The following is a 20,842-nucleotide window of genomic DNA, read 5'->3' as shown; positions in this document are numbered from 1 at the left end:
CCCGCTTCGACGGTTACCTTGCAGCAGCCTCCGATCCTATGTTGCGAATCTCCCTGCTCTTCTGGATACTCACCAGCGCGTCCGTGTCCGCTCAATTCCAGTTACAACCCGCCTATCCCCGGGTGACTGGTGCCGCCGGAGATGAGCTGCCCCTGGCCTGGCTCGGCGGCCTCAACGCTCCCCAGTTCAACGCCAGCGACCTCGACGGCGATGGCCGGGATGACCTTCTGCTTTTTGACCGCGCCGGCGACGCCCTCCTGGCGCTGCGCGGCGACGGTGCCGGCAACTATACCATAGCTCCGGAACTGACCGTCGGCTTTCCCGGCGACCTTAAACACTGGTTGCTACTGCGCGATTACGACGGGGACGGCGCCGACGATCTGTTCACTTACTCGGCGGAGGATGACGGCTTCCGGGTATTCCGGGGACAACGAGGTCCGTCCGGACTGCTTACTTACGCGCCGGAACCTACGTACGCCGGACTGCGCTACCCCCTCGGTAGCGGAAATACCACGCCGATCTTCGTCACCAGCATCGACTATCCGGCGCTCGATGATCTGGACGGCGACGGGGATCTGGATATACTCACCTTCAGCGTAGGTGGCGGTTACGTCGAGTACTACCGCAACCAGAGCGTGGAAAGGGGCTTCGGCACCGATACCTTGCTGTATACCCTCGAAAGCGAATGCTGGGGTGGCTTCTTCGAGAGCGGCCTCACTCCAGAGTTGGACCTCGGCGATGCTCCCGGGGAATGTTTTACCAATCTACGCGGGGAGACGCCCGTAAAGCCCCGCCACGCCGGATCTACCATCCTCACGCTCGACGCCGACGGCAACGGACTAAAGGACATCATGCTCGGCGATATTTCCTTCGAGTTCCTCGTGCTGGGTCTCAATACGGGCACTCCGCAGCAAGCGTTTATCACTGACCAAGACCCCCGGTGGCCGACGCCGGGGACCACCGCCGATATTCCCTTCTTCCCGGCCGCCTACCACCTCGATGTAGACGGCGACGGCGCACGCGATATCGTGGCCTCTCCGAGCCAGACCCTCAACGCGGAAGACATCAACGTCAGTTGGTACTACCAGAACGTCGGAACGGATGCCTCCCCCGACTTCGTTTTTCGGGACAGTCAACTGCTCGTACGGCAGAGCATCGATCTCGGAACCGGTGCCCTGCCGGCCATGGTGGACTACGACGCCGACGGCCGCCCCGATCTCGTCATCGGCAACAGTGAGGATTACGGTCCGCGGACTACCCTCAACAGCCGGCTGCGCCTCTACCGCAATGTCACGCCCCCGGGGGGCGAGCTCGCCTTTTCCTTCGCGGACGATGACTTTCTCGAGCTGCGGCAGTATAGCGCCACTACCTCCGCCTTCGCGCCGGCCTTTGGTGATCTGGACGGTGACGGAGACACGGACGCCATCGTTGGCGAGCGATCCGGCCGCCTGATCTACCTGGAGAATACCGCCGGGCCGGGCCGGGCCACGGTCTTTGCCGCTCCCGTTTTTGAGTACATGGACATTGACGCAGGCCAACTGGCCAAGCCGACCCTAGCGGATCTCGATCGCGACGGTTTGACGGACCTTGTTGTTGGGGGCTTTGACGGCCGCATCCGGTTTTACCGCAACGTGGGTTCGGTCGGTGCCCCGGCCTTCGATGCCGATCCCGAAGCCGCCGGGAATTACCTGCAGTTAGGGGGCATTAACACCAACGTTCCCGGCTCCTCCACGGGACATCCGACGCCGCAGGTCGTGACTTACGACGACCGCTTCCTGCTGATCACCGGTAACCGGGCCGGTACCCTCGAGGCGTACTCCTTCACGGAGCCCTCGCCATCCTTTACACTGCTCAACGACACCGTAGCGGGGCTGGACGTAGGGGGATTTTCTGCCCCGGCAACCGCTGACTTCGACGGCGACGGCCTGCTGGACATGGTCGTCGGCAACCAGCGGGGCGGCGTCGGGTATTACCGCACCGATTTGGTGGCCGAGCGGTCAACGGGCTTGCTGACCGTTCCGGCACCCGATTTCGTGTTCGGGGTGTCTCCCAATCCAAGCTCGGACGTGCTCCGCGTATATGATTTGCCGGGGACGCAGGAGCAGCGGATAAACCTTTATAGCAATGTAGGTCAGTTGCTGCGGACGGTCGATGCCGGGGGGCAGTTGGAGTATACGCTTGACCTTTCCTTACTAACTCCCGGGATTTATCTCGTTGCGGTGGAGGGGGATGCGGGGAGGAGCGTGGCGCGATTTGTTATGAACTAGCGAACAGGTCGAGCGTCCCCTGGTCCGAAAATTTTCACCACGGATGAACACTGATTTTCACTGATTTTCGCACAGATGGGCAAAGACCAGGTGGAGGCGTTGCACGCCGAGCATCAGGTCGGCTGAAACCGACGCTACTGTGGGGGAGTTACCGTACTTTTCCCCCTCACTATTCCCCATCGACCATGAGCGACGCATCCTTTCAACGTATCACCGAACAGCCTGGTCCCTACCGCGATTTGGAAACCCGCTCAGCGGCGGAACTCCTGACCTTTATTAACGAGCAGGATAGTCTGGTGCCGGCTGCCGTCGGGCGGAGCATTCCCGAACTCACCCGGCTCGTGGAAGCAATCGTGCCGCGAATGGAGCGGGGGGGGCGCTTATTTTACATCGGAGCCGGCACCAGCGGTCGGCTGGGCGTTCTGGATGCCAGCGAATGCCCGCCGACCTACGGGGTACCTCCCGGTATGGTGATCGGCATCATTGCCGGGGGGGATCGGGCCCTGCGCGATTCGGTCGAATCGGCCGAAGACAGTGGCGGTCAGGCCTGGACCGACCTTAGCGTCTACGCTCCGAATGCGGACGATACGCTGATCGGCATTGCCGCTTCGGGTACCACGCCGTACGTGATCGGGGGGCTCGAGCGTGCCCGGGCGGCCGGTCTGTTGACCGGCTGCGTGACGTGCAATCCCGGCGCACCCGTCACCACCGTCTGCGACCATCCCGTGGTAGCGGTCGTCGGGCCGGAGGTCGTCACCGGCAGTACGCGTATGAAGTCCGGTACGGCACAAAAACTGATCCTTAACATGATCACGACCACCGTGATGATCAAACTCGGTCGCGTGAGGGGAAATCGTATGGTGGACATGAAGCTCAGCAACGCGAAACTGATCGATCGCGGTACTAAAATGATCGTGGAGTCGACGGGGCTACCCTACGACGAAGCCCGGGAACGCTTACTCGAGGCCGGCAGTGTCAGAAACGTGATCGACCGGATGTAGGGGGTGCATATCCAGGACGTCGCGGCAGAATTCCACGATCGCCCTCTGGGCAGCCATCCAGTCCTCAGATTTGATCTGGCTTCCGACGAAGTGGCTCTTCGGCGTGGGAAGGGGAAGCAGCCGTTTCCGGTCGGCCGGGGTGGCGAACTGATCGTGAACGTCGGGGTAGCTCGACACCTCGACGTGCTCGTCTTTTACTAAAAAATTCTCCTTGTAGAAAATGGTAAGGACGGGACAGGTGATTCGTGAGAAGGTTTCCGGCGTCATGGTCGTCTGTACCAGTACCTGCAACTCAACGAGAGCTTCACTGGGATAGACGGTGTCGAAGTACTGAGCGGCTCCGGGTTCTTCGTGACTGATCTTTTTGTTACTTCCGAAAGACGCCAGGTAGGCGAGTTCGTGCCCCCAGGGCGACATCAGCAAGGACGCGCCGGGCTGATCGTCCTCCACGTTAGGACCCATATTCAGCAGGGCGTGAACGCGGTCGGGGAACTCGGCGGCTAATTTGAGAGCCAGAGTGCCGCCCGTCGAGGTCGACATCAGGATCACTTTCCGGCCGATGGCTTCCCCGATGGCCAGCGCTTCCAGGGCGTCGGCCCAGGCGGATTCGGGGGTGAAATCACGCAGGGCGGCCTCGGCCGTGAGTCCGTGACCCGACCACCGGCCCAGGAAGGCATTCGCTCCGAAGATGGCGGGGACGTTTACGTTGACGGGATATCCGTCGCGGTAGCTTCCCCCGAACCCGTGCAGGTACACGAAGGCGTACTCGGTGGGGGAGCGGGTGGAGTCGTGCCAGACGATCCGCGCCTCATTGTTCGGGCGGGTGGGAGCGGCGGATTCCTTGCGGGCCAGGTATTCCGTCAGGACTGCGGCTGCAGTAGGAACCTCCGGAACCGCGGGGACGTACACGGGCTGATCGATCTCCGGCCCGAGTAGGTAGGTGACGACCATGATAACAATAAAACCGACGGCGATGTACAGCATTTTTCGCATGCTCAAGGAGCGGGATTATGGCTCCGATTCCGGGGCCGGTTCCGCCAGGGTGGGGGCCTTCCACCGTTCGTAACCTACCGGAGAGCTGGCTACCTTACGAATGGCGGAGGTCGTTCGCTTCTTATCCACCACCATGGCGAGCGTCATGATGATACTGGTCCCGATGATAATGAAGAGCAAAATTCCGGGTTCAAAGTTCGGAATATTTGCTTCGGTTGGGATGGCGTAAAACAGCAGTACCGTAATGAGACCCCGCGGGGCCACAAACAACTGCGGCAGAATATCGGCTCCGATGAAGATGCGCAGAATGATGAAGCGAATAAGGTAGATACTCAGAATGATCAGTACACTTACGATCGCTACGTCGACACTGAGCAGGGAAGCTAGCGTGATGGTTACCCCGAAAATGACGAAGAAAAAGGTCCGTACCACGAAGGCCGTTTCGATGGTCACGACGTGCAGTCCCTCGTAAATATGCAGGGCCTTCTTGTAGTTCAGCCACTTCCGCAGGGGGCCCCGGAAGAACAGCCGCATATTGGCGATGAGCAATCCAAAAATCAGCACGATGATCAGGGAGGAGAGGTGCAACTTCTTGCCGATCGCGTACAGCAGCAGCAATACGGCAATGAGGAGAAAGAGCTTAACGTGACTCTTAATGTTCTGAAAGATCAGCACGATCGCGTAGCTGGCAACCAGGGAAACGACGATCGTAAGCAACACGTTACCCAGATAGGCCAGCCCCCCCGATCCGGTGTGCTCCACGACATCCAGGGTTTCTCCCGCTTCGGGAATGATGACCAACTGACTGGTCAGGAAGTAGAATAACATGATGCCGAGAATGTCGGAGAAGGTGCTCTCGTAAATATGAAACTCCTTCTTGTGCCCCTTAAGTCCCGTCACGCTGGGAATAATGATGGCACTGGACAGAATGGACAAGGGCGTCGCGTACAGCCAGGCGCTCTGGGTGGACATGCCATCGATGAAGTGTTCCAGAATAATGGCGGCCACCCAGGTCGACGCCAACAGGCCGATGAGAGCGACCGTAAAGGCCTTACCGATCGCGAGGAATTTGTCCCGCTCCAGCTTCAACTCCAACGCCGCTTCGAGCACGATCATGATCAGGCCGATGATGCCGAGGATCTCGAGGACGGGGAAAAAATTCAGGTTACCGAAACCGAAAGCGTCTAATCCGAGCTTAATGAGAATGCCCAGTACGATGAGCATCAACACGGACGGTACGTTGGTCCGTTTGCTTACTTCTCCGAAGAAGAAGGAAAGAATGATGACCACGGAGGCCTCAATGATGAGAAGGTAGGGGTCTACTTGTTCCATGAGTAGGGGGTCGGGGGCTTAGCGTTTGGCGATGGTGGCGGGGTATCCCCATTCGCCGAGAAGGGTGAGTAGTTCGGTCAGGTGCTTTTCGTCCCGTACCGACAGCCGGGCATGAATACGTTGTTGTTCCCTGCCGGCATAAGCAAGTTCGGGCCTGAAAGTACGGTCCAGGTAGGGTGTAGTGGTTAGGCGGTCGGCCAACTGCTGTAGCGGATGGTCTATTCCTTCCGGGCGGGCCATCTCAAGTTGGTAATACCCCCCGATGTCCTTACCGGTGATGAGGGAGAAGCCGCCCGTGAGCAGATTGGTGTAGTTGACGAAGTGCAGCCCTTCCCCCGTCTGCAGGTATAGGCCGATCCGTCCGATGCGGGAAATAACCCCCTTATGCCGTTCGGTGCGCATCCGTTTGCCCACGCCGATGAGGGGATTGAAGAGGACGAGCCGACCGCTGAGGTAGTCACGAAGCCGGGAAAACCCGGCCGCCACCACCAGGAGCAGGAGGATTCCGTGCAGGACGGGGTTAACGAAGAGGAAAATTACGGCCAACACCAGCGCGGTAATGGGCTCGTACAGCAAGAGGAAGGGCGCGATGATGCGGTACGCTCCCGCCCGAAAGCCTTCCGTACGTTTGGCTTTCATGAGCCAGTCGCGCAGCATAAACAGCAGGGCGTAAATGCCGTACAATAGGACAGCGGCGAACAGGAGGTCCATCCAGCCGAACAGGGGTTTCAGTATCGGATTCACGGGGCTTATTTTGAGTACTGTAGATATGCTTCGGATTCCAGCATCCGACCTACGTCGTTGACTACGCTTTCGGTGACCTCCACGCTACCGTCGTGGTTACGGGTGATCAACCCGATCCGAATAAGTCGCTGCAGTATACTTCCGTACCGTTCGTTATAGGCCGGTCCGAAGAGTTTGCGTAGCCGGTAATCGCGGGTACGCTTCTCCAGCAGTACGGCCGCCAGCAGCGTAGCCGTATCCGGAGTCAGAAAGGCGGGAAGGGTATGGCGTTTCATCTTCGGCTGATACACGCGCTCGTTGTCGTAGCGCTCGGTATAGTAAGCCCAGCGATCGATGGTTTCCCCCACGTTACCGTCGGTTGCCCGGTAGATGCGTTTGACCATTTGCCCAAAGCCGGTTTCGCTCACGGGCTCTCCTTCAGCGTCGACCATGATCTTGTGGGTAGCTCCGTGGCGGATCAGTACGGCGCGCCGCATATCGTCGAGCGAGAAGCGATCGAGATTGATCTCCGACTGGAATACCCGATGCAGATCCAGGAAGCGCCCCAGGTGACGGTAAACGGCGTTCGTGGTCGCGACGAGGTAGAAAATACGGGCCGAGTAGTCATCGATGTGGTGGCCGAGGGCACGAACGTTTTCCGCCAGGGTATGATCGTCGTCCCACCACAGTTCGAGATCGTCGATCCACACCAGCGGGCGCGACTGTACGGTGTACTTCTCCACGAACGCCAGAGCTTCGGCCAGGTCGCCGGTCGTGCGCAGGCGGCGGCCACTGACGGTGATCTGGGCATGGGGGCGCAGTCGGATGGCCTGACTGGGAAAGAATCGGTTCGTGATGAGCTCTCCGAACAGCGTCTTGCCGGCCAGCCGATTGCCCGTCAGCATAACGGCGCCCCGGTAGCCGAGTTTCCAGTGCTCGATGAGCTGGCGGAGGTGAGCGGTTTCGGATTCCCGCCCGACCAGGAAAGACTCTCCGATGTACCCTTTGGTCATCAGAATATTCGTGTAGGCGGCATTGTCGGGGGAAGCCGTCCGCTGCTGGATAACTCGAACCGTTTTTTCACTAATGCTGAGTTTCTCTTCGCGCGCGGCATCGCCCAGTAGTTTGCTCAAGCCGCTGACGTGATCTGCCAGCCATTCCCGCACAACCGTAATGAACCGGCTCTGCCGACGGGTAAATACATTGATGCCTGACTGGAGGGGCAGGGGGAGGAAGCCCGCCACCGGTCGGTACACCGAGGTCAGGCGGAGGTTGTCGTCGATCAATTCCTCGATGCGCTCCCTGATTCTGGCGTATTCCTGCCGTCGCTGGGAACTTCGCTGTTGGAAACCGGTGAAGGGCTGCGCCAGCTCGTCGTTGGTATAGGTCACTTCGTGGCCGGCCTTCGCTTCGTTGGATAACAGTAAAGCACGGTTACGCACATTGACGATGGCTACGTTCAGACCATTATTCGTTTGTTCGCTGAGTTCCCATAGTTCGTAGAGCAGGGGCATGATCTCCGCCGACACCCACTGATCGGTCGACCGTCGAAAGTTGACCTCCTTATATTTCAGTAAACCTTCCTCGGCGGTTACGGTGACTCGCTGTGACTCGGGCAGCTTGGCAATGCCCGCCGTAATCGCGTTCGTGAATCGGTCGAGGCGGGGGCGGGTGCCTTCTTCGGAAATGTAATCTTCGAGCTTCGCGGCGACGATGCCCGGCCGATCGGGATCGTAATCACCCTCCGTAATGAAGGCGGTAATTTCTCCGGCGCGTTCCAGGGTCTTGGTCATTACTTCCTCGCTGGCCGATACGCCCCGACGTAGCAACACGCGTATTTCGTCAAACTCCTCGCTACCGGCAGACAGCCGGGTAAATTCCTCGGCCAGGCCGGCACTCTGTTCGGCGATGGTCTCGATCTGGTGACGGTAGAGGGGCCAGGGGTTGTGCTGCAACTTCCAGGCACGCAACTGGCGGTTGCGTTGCCGTTCGTTGCGGAGCAGCGCGTCGCGGCGGGCGGCGAAATCACCGTCCCACTCCCGTAGAGCAGCCTGCAGAGCTTCCCGCGATTGATCGTACAATGCTGCGACCCGGCCCCGGTCCGCCCGGTCTTCCTTCACCTTCAGGGAGGCGATCTGTAACTGCAATTGAACATCGCGGTACAGCATCAGGAATCGCTTCGCCTGCTCGGCCCACACGAAGTGCAGGAGGCGACACTCCAGATCGTTAACGTCTTCTTCTTCCCCTACGGGACAGGCATCTCCGCGCGCGATCATGGCCTTAGCCATTTCCTGGGTGCGTTCGGCCAGCTCACTGACGGGGGTAGTAGGATCAATTCCCGTAACGGCCCGGTCGGCCGTCACCTCAAACGAAATCGGTAAGTCAGCGGTCATGGAGGGTAAGATACTAAGCGCGCGCGAGGGATTTCCCGTCCCCGCCGCGGCGCCGCTATTTTTGCTCGGCACCACGGCGCGGGGGGGTTGGTAGAGTTTTCCGGTTTCCGTACCCATAGACGTGTACCGGGCCTTCCGGGTTCGGTAGCTGTTGGAAAGCTATATTCGTGGCAAAGTCTTCGTATGCACACGTTCCGTTTCGTAGCCATTTTGTTCACCTGCCTGTTCGTCACCGTAGGATGTCAGGAAGAATTACCCCCACCGGCAATGGATACCCCCGAAGCCCTGGATGAATCCACCGTCGCTTCCCCCGACAGCCTCCTTCGCCACGCCGTTTTCTTCGCCTTCAAGGAGGAAGCCACCCCGGCACAAATCGACAGCGTCCAGCGGGCATTCAGCGCCCTGCCCGGACAAATCGAGGAAATTCACGACTACGAATGGGGCGTCAACAACAGCCCCGAGGGACTGAACAAGGGGTTCACCCATGCCTTCTTCGTCACCTTCCTCAGCGAAGCCGACCGGGAAGCGTACCTGCCCCATCCCGCTCACCAGGCGTTCGTTAGTGTCCTGCAGCCTCACCTTAAGGATGTATTCGTCGTCGACTACTGGGCCCAGTACAACACTGCCTCCCGGGAGCGCTAGTACAATGCTGCCTCCCGGCGGCGCCAGTACAATGCTGCCTCCGGCGGCGACGTAAAGCTTTCCACCGTTGCAACGGCACCAAGTTGCCACGGACCGCCCAAACCGTATCCCATATGTTTAACTAAGCAACAGCTGCTACTCACCCGGGCTACTTTGTCCGCATGAAGTTCCTACTAACCCTTAGTTTTTTATTCACGGTACTGATCCCTCTGTCCGCCACCGATTACTACGTCTCCACCGACGGAGATGACGAGAACCCCGGTACCAAAGAATTCCCCTTTCGCACCATTGCCAGAGCATCCGCGGTTTTACGAGCCGGGGACATATGCTACCTCCGCGGCGGTACCTACCGGGAGACACTATCGCCCGTCCACGCGGGTACGGAAAGCGCTGCCATCACTTACCGGGCGTTCGGGGATGAAACGGTTACGCTTACCGCTACGGAATCGATCGGGTAATGGGTACGCGCCACCGGTGAAAAATGGTACACCGCTACCGTCCCCATGGCGCTGGGCCGTCTCAATAACCTCTACTTCAACGGGCAACTGATGGACCTGGCCCGGTGGCCCAACAACGTCGATCGCGATCCCTATACCATCGATGCCACGCCCGTGAACGGGGGAACCGCCGGAACGATTGACCTGGCGGATACACCTCCAGCCGACTGGACCGGAGGGTACATATGGTATCTCGGGGCCCACTCAGGGACCAGTTGGACAAGGTCGGTGACGAACATCACGGGACGGACGGTCAGCTTCGAAGCGGTAGACATCGACAAGTGGCCCTTTAACCCCCATAATCCCACCTTGCTTCGCAACGGCAACCGGGGACGCGCCTACCTCGTGGGCGCATTTGCCGCGCTGGATCACGAACGGGAATGGTACTTCGACGGGGCCGGCAATATCCTGTACTTCATACCCCCGGACGGCGCAGCTCCCCACGATGGAACCGCGGAGTATACCGCACGGGAGCATACCGTGTTACTGGAGCAGCCTTACGTTCACGTGAAGGGAATAAAGACCTTCGGGGGGAAGGTCCAGATCAAAGCTTCCCACTGCGTGATCGAAGACAATGTAATCGCGCACGGACTGCACATGATCGACGAGCTGGACAATACCAGCGCTCAGGTGGGGTCGGGCAGCGTACACGTTCAGGCGGAAAACACCGTGATCCGCAACAATCTGATCGAGTATGGTTCCCACAACGGAATTTTCGTACAGGGCTGGGGGGGCGTAGCGGACGTGACGATCGAGGAAAACGAGATTCACGATTTTAACACGGTAGGCATTCATTCCTCTCCGGTGCGCGCCAACTGCGAGCGGGCAATCGTAACGCACAATACGATCTACACGACCGGCCGGGACGGGGTCTATCTGCCGGGGCACGAATCCGAGTTTGCGTACAACGACGTCTACGACTGCATGCGCATCAATAATGATGGCGGGATGTACTACGTAGTCGGAAACGCGAACCGGAAAGACGGAAGCATTCACCATAACTGGTTTCACGATTCCAGCGGCCCCGAATACGCGGACGGCCGTACCGCGGGGATCTACCTCGACAATAACAGCAAGGGGTATTCGGTACACCACAATATGGTGTGGAACATCAGTTGGTCGGCCGTACAGATGAACTGGGACGCGTCCTACAACGATATCATCAACAATAGTTTCTACCGACCGGAATCGGCCATGGGTATCTGGCTGAACGGGTATAGCCAACGGGAAAACCGCGTCATCAATAACTTCAGTACCGTCGGTGAGTGGGAGGGACAAACCGAGCGCCATAACCTGATCGCCGATACGGACCCCTTCGTAGATCGTGCCGGCCAGGATTTCCGGCCGGCGCCGGGCTCCAGCTTAATCGATTCCGGTACCGAAGTAGCGGGATATACCGAAGGATTTACGGGAGCAGCCCCCGATATCGGTGCCTATGAGTCCGGCGGTCAGGTATGGATTCCGGGCGCCCTCAGGGCCGACAACGGGACAACGGGCCTTTTCGCACCCGTAGCCCTGCCCCGATCAATTATTGCCTTGTATCCGAATCCCGCGTCCACCGTAACGTACGCCGAGTTTACCCACGGTGGCGAAGGTGCCGGAGAGTGGATGCTTCTGGCCACGGATGGTAAGATCGCGCGTAGGGGGCAACAACTCCTCCGTGACGGTACTAATCGCATCAGGATATCTACCGCCGGCTTACCCGCCGGAAGTTACCGGCTGACCGGTAGATCCCACCAGGCGACCTTCACCGGCACCGTAGTGGTTCCCTGACCTACCGATCAGGCCCCGTCCCTTCGGCCCCAACCTCCCGGGGTCAATGGAATACCATGGCCCGTATGATATAGCGTAATTGGCACAGTATAAATGTCTCGGCGGGTCATATGTGCCAACAATTAAATTGCGTGTTAAATCAAATAAGAAGGATTATTGGGTGAATGTGGAGGTATGTAAAATTTTGTCCTCTCTACAGAACAAACCCGGTTGCGGATTACCTATGTGAGTATATCGTTCACATTAAAATCCGTATTATGTTTTATCACGACGGAGGCAAACTCCAGTACCACGTAAAGGTCGATAAGCCCGATCCCGTATTCGCTAAGGCTCTTCAGCAGGCCATCGGGAGAATACAGGGAGAAATTCGCGTATGTCTGCAGTACATGTTCCAGGCCTGGGGTTCCCGGGGGCCGAAAAAGTACCGGGATATGCTGCTCGAAACCGGCACCGAGGAAATGGGCCACATCGAGATGTTAGCTACGGCCGTGGCCCTCAACCTGGAGGGGGCGCCCCTCGAGCAGGATAAGGCGGCTAATGATCCCGTGGTACTAGCCGCCATGGGGGGGATGAACATCCAGCACGTCATTAGCACCTGCATGGCCGCCATGCCGGTTGACAGCAGCGGGGTGCCCTTCAACTGCAGCCACGTCTACGCCAGTGGAAATGCCGCGGCCGATATGCTCGCCAACGTGATGGCCGAAAGCACGGGCCGAATGCTCGCCGTACAGTTGTTCAAGATGACTAACGACGCCGGTATGAAGGACATGCTCCGCTTCCTGATTGCCCGCGACACCATGCACCAAAATCAATTTCTCGCCGCGTGGGAAGAACTCGGCGGCCGTGACAACCACCCCATTCCCAACAACTTCCCCCAGGAAGAGGAGCTGTCTGATTACAACTACACTTTCTACACGACGGGCAAGGATGATTCGGTCGCGCCTCCCACCGGACGCTGGTCCTCCGGTCAGAGCATCGACGGAAAGGGGACTTTCGACCTGAAAAAAATGCAACCCGTCGGCGGCATACCCGATCTCGGCTACGCGAGTCCGCAGGCGGCGGTCCAGAAAGGACAGGAGAAATAGAATTGTACGGTAAAACTTTGTACGCAATACCGGACTCCGGGAGGGGTAGGGGGGTGTAATGGGGACAATTTGTTATGGTCAAGCCCGTTGATCTAACAAACCGCTCTCATGAAAAACTTCGCTACCCTTACCCTTCTCCTCACGCTCAGTGTTCTCGCCGCCGCCGTTTACGCCTTCCTTATGGGGGGAGTAATTCGGATGGAACGAATAGCCCCCTTCCTCGTGGGCTACGCCCTCATCAACCTGGGCTACGGGATGGCCAGTGTGGGCTTTATGCGCAAGTCGCGGCGCTGGCGCCGGCAGAGCAGCCGGAACCACTACTAGCGTTTACTCTGCCCGCAACGTCCACTCGCGTACCTCGGCCGGCGTACGGGATAGTTCTTCTCCAAGCTCCCGACTGGTCCGGTAACTCAGTTTTTCCACCACGTAAGATTCGACGGAAACGGTGAACTCCTCCGTGGCGAACGGCCACGGCCGAACGCCCAGCACACCCGATTCGGGATCCTGGTGCAGAAAGACCGGGTCGCCCAGGGCGTCGTTAATCTCGAGATCACGACCCAGGGTCGGAAGCTCTTCGCCGCACAGGATGAGGGACAGGCGGTCGCAAAATCGCAATCTGCCATAGGTCGTTTCCAGCAGCTCGGAAGTCCATCCGCGTGACTTCAGTAGCTCCTTCCGCCGGGTTTTGATCCGGTCGAGAAGTTTGCGGAGACGAGCATCGACGGGCTGTCCCGCGTACAAAAATTCGTAATGCCGGCCGATAAGCAGACCGGTCCAACCGTGCTTCCGGCGCGCATCGGCCATGAGGGACTCGGCCTGCAGGCTACGTTGCTTTTCGGAGATCTCAAGCAGCGTGAAATCCTTGGGAGCCCCCCGTTCGGTAAGGTAATCGCCGTCGGCAAAGTTTAGCTGGTGGTCATCGTGTTGGGCGACGGCCAGCAGGGTCGGGAGCGACAGATCCGCCGGGACCACCACCGGCAGTTGAGTATACAGCTCCGCGGCCAGAAGCCCGTGGGCGGGGTGAAGGGTGATGCGCCAGCCGGCGGGGTGAGGGCGTACGAGCATGGGAGATAGAGTACGGGCGGCCGGAATTATTGGAACCACCCGCTGAGAATAACCGGAAACGACCCGGAATGATCGCTTTTTACCGTAGGAGTCCGGCTCCCGCGTCCCCGCCCGAAAATTGTTAGTTGTGAGTTAGTACACGAACTATCTTCGCGGCCTAAATACGGTATATGTATCATCTAAATAGCGTGATAATCGTCGCTATTCTCTTCGTGTTGATTATCGTAGCGGACGTGATCGGACTGCGCCTGGGACACCGCTCCCGCGACAAAACCGACAGTGACGTCAAATCCCAAACTTCGGCTATCCAGGGGGGGATCATCGGTATGCTGGCCCTTATTCTGGGCTTTACCTTCAATATGTCGATCCAGCGCTACGACAGCCGCGCCGGTGCCGAAGTGGAAGAGGCCAACGCCATCGGGACCGCCGAGCTGCGCGCCGCCCTGCTGCCCGACCCCTTCGCCGCGGAAGCCCAGTCGGCCATCGACGACTACATCGACCTGCGGCTGGAGAGCAGTCACACCGACCTCACCCACGTCGCCGAGCGGAAGGCGCTGAACCAACGGACTCAACAACTGCAGCAACGGATCTGGGACATCGGGGTGGCCGCCGCCGACGCTACTCCCAACCCCGTACGGACCGGCTACTTCCTCACGGCCGTCAACGACATGATCGATGCCCAGGGCCGCCGGCTCGACGTACTGAACCGCCATGTACCCCCGGCGATATTTTACCTGCTCTTCGTCTTTTTTATCGCTACGGGCGGTCTGATCGGCTACTCCACCGGACTGGGGGAACGTCGCTCCCGCGCCCCCGCCCTGGTCCTGAACCTACTGATCTGCCTCATGGTCTTCATCATCATCGATCTCGACCGGCCGCGACGGGGCGTCATCGAGGTGAAGCAAGACAGCATGGAGGCTCTGCGTTAAACATTCCACACTCATCCTCTTATGTACAGTCTGAACAGCATCCTGATTGCGGTCCTCCTCTTCGTGCTCATCATCGTCGCCAACGAACTAGGCCTGCGTCTGGGGGGCTACTACCTCGACCGATCGGACAGCGACGTTAAGTCCCAGACCTCGGCGATCCAGGGTGGAGTGCTGGGTCTCCTGGCGCTCATTCTGGGCTTCACCTTCAGCATGTCGATCCAGCGGTACGACGAGCGCTCCGGAGCCGAAGTCAACGAAGCGAACGCCATCGGCACCGCCGAATTACGGACCGCCCTGCTGCCCGAACCCTACGACCGGCAGGCCCAGACGGCCATCGATGAGTACATCGAACTGCGTTTGCGCAGCGCCCACGTCGATCTGACGCACCGGGAGGAACGGCGGGTGCTGAACGTGGAAACCTCCGCCCTGCAGCAGCGCATCTGGGACATCGGGGTGGCCGCCGCCGACGCGAACCCGAATCCGGTGAAGACCGGCTACTTCCTGCAGGCCGTCAACGAAATGATTGACGCCTACGGCAGTCGGATCGATGCCCTGCAACGCCATGTCCCGCCGGCCATCTTTTACCTGCTCTTCGTTTTCTTCGTGAGCACGGGCGGGCTGATCGGATATTCGAGCGGTCTGGGGGAACGCCGCTCCCGCGCCCCCGCCCTGGTGCTGAACCTGCTCATCTGCCTGCTGGTGTTCATCATCATCGACCTCGACCGACCGCGGCGGGGGGTAATTCAGGTGCGGCAGGACAGTATGGAGGCCCTCCGCTAGCAACCATTTTCGGCGGATCGGTGTATTCGTAGGCCCCGTCCGGGGCACCGAAATTCCTGACCCTATGTCCGCCAATCCACCACTGCACATTCCCTTCTCCGTCCTGGAACTCGCCACCGTTGCCGAAGGAGACCGGCCGGCGGATACCTTCCGTAAGAGCCTCGATCTGGCCCGCCACATCGAGGCTTTGGGCTATAACCGTATGTGGGTATCGGAGCACCACAACATGGCCGGAGTGGCCAGTTCGGCGCCGACTATCCTGATGGGTTACCTGGCGGGTGGTACCTCCACGCTGCGAATTGGATCGGGGGGCATCATGCTGCCGAACCACGCGCCGCTGATCGTAGCGGAGCAGCTGGGGACCCTCGCCTCCCTGTACCCCGGCCGCATCGATCTGGGCCTCGGCCGGGCACCGGGAACCGATCCCGTGGCCTCCCGTGCCATCCGGGGAAATCGCTTTGACGCGGCCCACGATTTTCCCCGTGACGTACAGCAACTACAGACCTACTTCTCGGCGCAGAACAGCCACGCCGCCGTGCGTGCCATTCCCGGAGAGGGGCTTGACATTCCGATCTACCTGTTGGGGTCGAGTACGGAAAGCGCTTACCTGGCCGGACTCATGGGCCTGCCCTACGCCTTCGCCAGTCACTTCGCGCCGGCCCAGCTAATGGCGGCTTTAAAACGCTACCGCGATAACTTCCGGCCCTCCGCTGCCCTGTCCGAACCGTACGCCATTGCCTGCGTGAACGTCGTGGCGGCCGACACCGACGCCGAAGCCAACCGCCTGGCGACGACCCTCCAACAAGCCTTCCTCGGCATCGTAACCGGAAAGCGTAAGCTGGTACAGCCGCCCGTAGACTCCATGGACGCGCTCTGGTCGACGGCCGAACGGCAGTACGTGGAGCAGATGCTGGCGGCTTCCTTTTTCGGAAGTAAAGCTACCCTGGCCCGCGATCTGCGGGCATTCGTGCAACAGACGGGCATCAATGAGCTCATGGTCTCCGCCCACGTTTACGACCACGCGGCGCGGCTGTACTCCCACCAACTACTCGCGGAGGTGATGCGCGGCGTTACGGTGTAACGGACTCCTCGGGTACGTCCTCCAGATTCGGAACCGGCATGATGGTGACGTCGTGCAGCTTCCAGTGGAGCTTCCTGACGGAGGCACGGCCCGCCGCGATATCCTGCAACAGCTTGTCGTTCCGCCGGGGTACGACCAGAATTTCCCCGAAGTACACCTGCCCGTCCTCGCGAAATCTTACCCGGCTCTCCTCTACCCATGGCCAGGAGGCGACCAGCGCGTGCACCTCTCCGATCAGGGGATCGCGGCGATCCTCCTCGACCTTCTGCGGGTAGCGGTCCATGAGGTCCTGTACGGCTTCCTTCAGGTTGCCGTAGCCGTCCTTGAGGACTGAAAAGGAGATCAGGACCGCGGCGGCGGAATCGGCCCACCAGTACCCCATACCGACCCCGACGATTCCCGCGATGGCGGCGAAGGCCGTGCGGTAGTCCGCCTTCTGCGTATCGGCATCGGTAAAGAGGATTTTGTTGTGAAGCTCGCGGGCCAGGGGAAGCTTGGCGCGCCCGAGCACGACGGAGGGCAGGGCGCTGTACAGCAGGGTCAGAATCATAAGCCAGCCCGACCACACCTGTTGTCCGAACACGACGGTGCTGCCGATGGTGGGTCGCTCCGCACGCATAAGACTGATCCCCGCATCGATCAGCAGGAACGCCCCCATGGCGAACAGGGCCACGGCCCCGGTCAGGAACGCGATGCTGTACACGCGGTGGTATCCGTAGGGAAAGCTGGCGGAGGGAGGGCGATCGTAATGACGCGCCGCGACCAGGAACGAAATGGCCGGAAAAAGGCCAAGGATATCCTCGAGCCACGCGGTTTTCATGGCCTGGCTCGACCCCATGACCAGGTACATGAGCCCAACGACGGAAATCAGGTAAGCCACCGTAATCCACTCCAGGCGTTTGGCCCGTTGCATACGTGGCTGCAGGTCGGCGGGGAGCTCGAAAGCGTGTGCGCGGTAGATCATGACCGGGGTTTGCGAAGTGTACTTTCCAGGTGATAGAGTAATTTGTTTTCGCCCCGGGGGATCAGGAAAACGTGGCGGCCGTCGTAGGGCACTGAAGCACCGACTTCCCGGGTCCATACCGACGTCTTTTCCAGCCCCCCGATCACGACGTCCAGTTCCCGCCGTTCGAGCTGCCTGACGAGCGACGATTCGCTGCCCATCACGTAGCGGATGTCCATACCGTTAGCCCCGGCGAACTCCTCGACGATCGTTATTTCCGTACCGTGTAGGTCGTCGTCGCTTATGATGACGAAGGGCGGGTTATCCGTAATTCCCACGCGGAGGGCTTCCCGTTGGGCGCGGGCGAACGAGCCGGCGGGGTCACGGGGAATATCGCAGCCGAAGATCAGCAGCAGGACGAGCAGCGGAAGGACGAAGCAAAAGCGCATAAGCAGGTCATTAGCGGACAAGCGGGTAAAGCTACGGGGTATTTTGGCGTGGAGGACAAGGGTGGACGGTCCTGCGGGCAGCCGGAAGGTGCAGGACAGTTCCCCGCCCCGGGGTCGATACATTACGGGGTCCATCACTCCATTTTCCCATGCGTTATATCCTTTTTCTACTGCTTTTCGGTCTGGCGACGCTCGGTGCCCAGTCGGTTACCGTGTCCGATCTCCGCTTCGAACAACAGGAAAATACGCTGGGGGTAGGGGAGGCCCGGCCGCGACTTAGCTGGCGGCTTCAGTCTGCCGACCGCGACGTGATGCAGACGGCCTACCAGATTCGCGTAGCCGCCAACGAAACCGATCTGGAACGGGGCCGCAGGCTCATCTTCGATTCGGGTAAGGTGGATTCGGACCAGTCCGTACTCGTGTCCTACGCGGGGCCGGCGGCGGGGTCGCGGGAGCAACGTGTGTGGCAAGTCCGGGCCTGGACCGGCAGTGACCAGCCATCAGCCTGGAGCCCGCCCGCCCGGTGGGAAACCGGTCTGCTCACCCCGGAGGAGTGGACCGCGGGGTGGATCGAGCCCGATGTGACGGAGGACGAGAACCGCTCCATGCCCGCCCCCCTGCTGCGCCGCGAGTTCGAGCTGGACCGCAACATCGCTTCGGCCCGGCTCTACATCACGGCCCACGGCGTCTACGAAGCTACCATCAACGGCAAGCGGGTAGGGGACCTGCTACTTACTCCCGGCTGGACCGCCTACGACGAGCGCTTGCAGTACCAGACCTACGACGTTACCGATCACCTCCGGACCGGAGCAAACGCCATCGGTGTCGCGCTGGGTGACGGGTGGTACCGCGGTTATCTGGCCTGGGGCGACGCGCGTAACCATTACGGAAAGACGCTCGGTCTGCTCGCTCAACTCGAGGTTACCTACCGCAACGGCACGTCCGAACGCTTCGGAACCGACGGCGAGTGGCGGTCCGGTACGGGGGCCATTCGCAGTTCCGATATTTACAACGGGGAGGTCTACGATGCCCGGCGGGAACAGACCGGCTGGACGGAGCCCGGCTTCGACGTTTCGGACTGGAAAGGAGTAAGGATGGTCGACCACCCGAGAGATATTCTCGTGGCACCGGTGGGCCCCGGCGTACGGGTGACCGAAACGCTCGATCCGGTGGAACTCATCGTTACGCCGGAGGGCGATACCGTGCTCGACTTCGGTCAGAACCTGGTGGGGCGGGTGGCCCTTTCCGTAAGCGGTCCGGCCGGAACCACGGTGACGGTGGAGCACGCCGAGGTGCTGGATAAGATGGGTAACTTCTACACCACCAATCTGCGCGCCGCCAAACAGCGCCTGGACTATACCCTGGCGGGCGGCGGCACGGAAACCTTCCGGCCCCAGTTCACCTTTATGGGCTTCCGCTACGCGCGGGTGAGGGGGTGGCCCGGGGAGCTTACCCCCGGCAGCTTCACCGCGGAGGTCATCCATTCGGATATGCAGCCCACCGGCACCTTCACCTGCTCCGATTCCCTGATCAATCAACTGCAACGAAATATTCAGTGGGGGCAGCGGGGAAACTTCGTGGACGTACCCACCGATTGCCCCCAGCGCGACGAGCGCCTCGGCTGGACGGGTGACGCCCAGGCCTTCGCCCGCACCGCCGCCTTCAACTATGACGTATCCGGCTTCTTCCGGAAATGGTTGCGGGATCTGGAGGCCGATCAACTGGAGTCCGGCTCCGTGCCCTTTGTCATCCCCAATGTGCTGGGTGAGGGTGCTGCAGGGGCGGCGGGTTGGGCCGACGTGGCCACCATTGCCCCCTGGACGATGTACCTGGCCTACGGGGACCGGCAGGTCCTGGAGGAGCAGTACCGGAGTATGCAGGCATGGGTGAAGTATATGGAAGACAATGCCGCGGGAGACAATCTGTGGAACACGGGCTTCCACTTCGGCGACTGGCTCTTCTACTCCGCCGAGGACGACAACGACGGTCGTTCGGCCGTAACGGACAAGTACCTGATCGCCCAATCCTTTTTTATTCACTCGACCGATTTGCTGGCCCGCACCGCGGACGTGCTGGATAAACCGGCCGATGCGCAACGGTACCGGGAGCTGGCCGCAACCCTCCGGGAAGCCTACCTGCGTGAATACGTTACTCACAACGGCCGCCTGGTTAGCAGCACGCAAACGGCCTACGTACTGGCCCTGCACTTCGACCTGTTGCCGGAAGCCCTCCGGGAGCAGGCCGCGGAACGGCTGGTGGAGAACGTGCGCTCCTACGGCCACCTGACGACGGGCTTCCTGGGTACGCCCTACCTGCTGGAGGTACTTACGCGCTACGGCTACCTCGACGATGCCTACTCCCTGCTGGAACGGAAGGAATACCCATCGTGGTTATACCCCGTGACGCGCGGCGCCACGACGATCTGGGAGCGGTGGGATGGCATCAAACCCGACTCTTCCTTTCAGGCAGTCACCATGAACTCCTTCAATCACTACGCCTACGGGGCGGTGGGCGACTGGCTTTACCGTACGGTCGCCGGACTGGATACCGACGCCGAGAAGCCGGGTTACCGCCACCTGTTGCTAAACCCCCACCCCGGAGGAAGCCTCACCGACGCGACCGCCGAACTGATGACGCCCTACGGGCTAGCCGCCAGCGGTTGGGCACTGGACGGGGAGGAATTGACGGTGAACGTCACCGTACCGCCAAACGCTACCGCGGCGCTCACGCTGCCCGCCGCCGACCCGGCACGGGTCGATCTGGACGGTACTACCTTATCTACCGGTAACGGAGTGCATTCCGCGGAAGGGATCGACGGCAAAGTGGTGGTGCGACTGGGATCCGGAAACTACCGCTTTCGGTTGCCCGCTCCGGTAGGAAAGTAAATCC

General features: G+C 60.2%; 18 protein-coding genes. 11 read left to right on the top strand and 7 right to left on the bottom strand.

Annotated elements, in window-relative coordinates; translation table 11 throughout:
* The first annotated feature begins 38 nt into the window (after positions 1-38).
* Positions 39-2,267 carry an FG-GAP-like repeat-containing protein gene (locus tag NMA52_RS09350; RefSeq protein WP_254827398.1) on the top strand — a complete coding sequence of 743 codons (2,229 nt, stop codon included), beginning with the start codon at positions 39-41 and terminating at the stop codon, positions 2,265-2,267.
* A gap of 185 nt (positions 2,268-2,452) precedes the next feature.
* Positions 2,453-3,268 (top strand): N-acetylmuramic acid 6-phosphate etherase, encoded by an 816-nt coding sequence (gene murQ / locus NMA52_RS09345; RefSeq protein ID WP_254827397.1) that lies wholly within the window; start codon positions 2,453-2,455, stop codon positions 3,266-3,268.
* Here murQ and NMA52_RS09340 read toward each other — a convergent pair.
* The 4 genes from NMA52_RS09340 to NMA52_RS09325 are packed head-to-tail and all read right to left on the bottom strand — an operon-like array spanning position 3,224 to position 8,709.
* Positions 3,224-4,261 (bottom strand): carboxylesterase, encoded by a 1,038-nt coding sequence (locus tag NMA52_RS09340; RefSeq protein ID WP_254827537.1) that lies wholly within the window; start codon positions 4,259-4,261, stop codon positions 3,224-3,226. The two genes, murQ and NMA52_RS09340, sit on opposite strands and share 45 nt — an antisense overlap.
* Positions 4,262-4,276: 15 nt before the next feature.
* On the bottom strand, positions 4,277-5,593 hold the full coding sequence (locus NMA52_RS09335) for a cation:proton antiporter (protein ID WP_254827396.1): 1,317 nt from the start codon (positions 5,591-5,593) through the stop codon (positions 4,277-4,279).
* An 18-nt stretch (positions 5,594-5,611) separates the two neighbouring features.
* Entirely contained in the window at positions 5,612-6,337 is a 726-nt protein-coding gene (locus NMA52_RS09330) for a hypothetical protein (protein ID WP_254827395.1), read from the bottom strand.
* 5 nt (positions 6,338-6,342) lie between these two features.
* Positions 6,343-8,709 carry an ATP-binding protein gene (locus tag NMA52_RS09325; RefSeq protein WP_254827394.1) on the bottom strand — a complete coding sequence of 789 codons (2,367 nt, stop codon included), beginning with the start codon at positions 8,707-8,709 and terminating at the stop codon, positions 6,343-6,345.
* Between the two features lie 267 nt (positions 8,710-8,976).
* On the opposite strand from NMA52_RS09325, the gene NMA52_RS09320 reads away from it, so the two are divergent.
* The 5 genes from NMA52_RS09320 (at position 8,977) to NMA52_RS09300 (ending at position 13,030) form a co-directional block, all read left to right on the top strand.
* Positions 8,977-9,351, top strand: a complete 375-nt coding sequence (locus tag NMA52_RS09320) for a Dabb family protein (RefSeq protein WP_371930956.1) — start codon at positions 8,977-8,979, stop codon at positions 9,349-9,351.
* A 161-nt stretch (positions 9,352-9,512) separates the two neighbouring features.
* Positions 9,513-9,809 (top strand): DUF1565 domain-containing protein, encoded by a 297-nt coding sequence (locus NMA52_RS09315; protein ID WP_254827392.1) that lies wholly within the window; start codon positions 9,513-9,515, stop codon positions 9,807-9,809.
* A 45-nt stretch (positions 9,810-9,854) separates the two neighbouring features.
* Entirely contained in the window at positions 9,855-11,621 is a 1,767-nt protein-coding gene (locus NMA52_RS09310) for a right-handed parallel beta-helix repeat-containing protein (RefSeq protein ID WP_254827391.1), read from the top strand.
* A gap of 257 nt (positions 11,622-11,878) precedes the next feature.
* Positions 11,879-12,706, top strand: a complete 828-nt coding sequence (locus NMA52_RS09305; protein WP_254827390.1) for a manganese catalase family protein — start codon at positions 11,879-11,881, stop codon at positions 12,704-12,706.
* A 108-nt stretch (positions 12,707-12,814) separates the two neighbouring features.
* Positions 12,815-13,030, top strand: coding sequence for a hypothetical protein (locus tag NMA52_RS09300; RefSeq protein ID WP_254827389.1), 216 nt, complete (start codon positions 12,815-12,817; stop codon positions 13,028-13,030).
* 3 nt (positions 13,031-13,033) lie between these two features.
* On the opposite strand, the gene NMA52_RS09295 is transcribed toward NMA52_RS09300, so the two are convergent.
* Positions 13,034-13,771 carry a DUF3891 family protein gene (locus tag NMA52_RS09295; protein ID WP_254827388.1) on the bottom strand — a complete coding sequence of 246 codons (738 nt, stop codon included), beginning with the start codon at positions 13,769-13,771 and terminating at the stop codon, positions 13,034-13,036.
* A gap of 170 nt (positions 13,772-13,941) precedes the next feature.
* On the opposite strand from NMA52_RS09295, the gene NMA52_RS09290 reads away from it, so the two are divergent.
* From NMA52_RS09290 to NMA52_RS09280, 3 genes are all read left to right on the top strand, one after another.
* Positions 13,942-14,700 carry a hypothetical protein gene (locus NMA52_RS09290; protein ID WP_254827387.1) on the top strand — a complete coding sequence of 253 codons (759 nt, stop codon included), beginning with the start codon at positions 13,942-13,944 and terminating at the stop codon, positions 14,698-14,700.
* Between the two features lie 21 nt (positions 14,701-14,721).
* A complete protein-coding gene (locus NMA52_RS09285) occupies positions 14,722-15,480 on the top strand; it encodes a hypothetical protein (RefSeq protein WP_254827386.1) in 759 nt (252 codons plus the stop codon).
* Positions 15,481-15,544: 64 nt separating this feature from the next.
* Entirely contained in the window at positions 15,545-16,561 is a 1,017-nt protein-coding gene (locus NMA52_RS09280) for an LLM class flavin-dependent oxidoreductase (protein WP_254827385.1), read from the top strand.
* Here NMA52_RS09280 and NMA52_RS09275 read toward each other — a convergent pair.
* Both NMA52_RS09275 and NMA52_RS09270 read right to left on the bottom strand, forming a co-directional pair.
* Positions 16,551-17,525, bottom strand: coding sequence for a cation diffusion facilitator family transporter (locus tag NMA52_RS09275; RefSeq protein ID WP_254827384.1), 975 nt, complete (start codon positions 17,523-17,525; stop codon positions 16,551-16,553). The two genes, NMA52_RS09280 and NMA52_RS09275, sit on opposite strands and share 11 nt — an antisense overlap.
* Positions 17,522-17,953, bottom strand: coding sequence for a transporter substrate-binding domain-containing protein (locus NMA52_RS09270; protein WP_254827383.1), 432 nt, complete (start codon positions 17,951-17,953; stop codon positions 17,522-17,524). The genes NMA52_RS09275 and NMA52_RS09270 overlap by 4 nt, the downstream gene beginning before the upstream one ends.
* A 149-nt stretch (positions 17,954-18,102) precedes the next feature.
* Here NMA52_RS09270 and NMA52_RS09265 point away from each other — a divergent pair, with 149 nt between their 5' ends.
* The gene (locus tag NMA52_RS09265; RefSeq protein ID WP_254827382.1) at positions 18,103-20,838 is read left to right on the top strand and encodes an alpha-L-rhamnosidase; all 2,736 of its coding nucleotides are present in this window, start codon (positions 18,103-18,105) and stop codon (positions 20,836-20,838) included.
* Positions 20,839-20,842 lie beyond the last annotated feature (4 nt).

The organism is Lewinella sp. JB7, assembly GCF_024297185.1.
Taxonomy (GTDB): domain Bacteria; phylum Bacteroidota; class Bacteroidia; order Chitinophagales; family Saprospiraceae; genus Neolewinella.
This window is presented reverse-complemented; position numbering and strand designations above follow the sequence as displayed.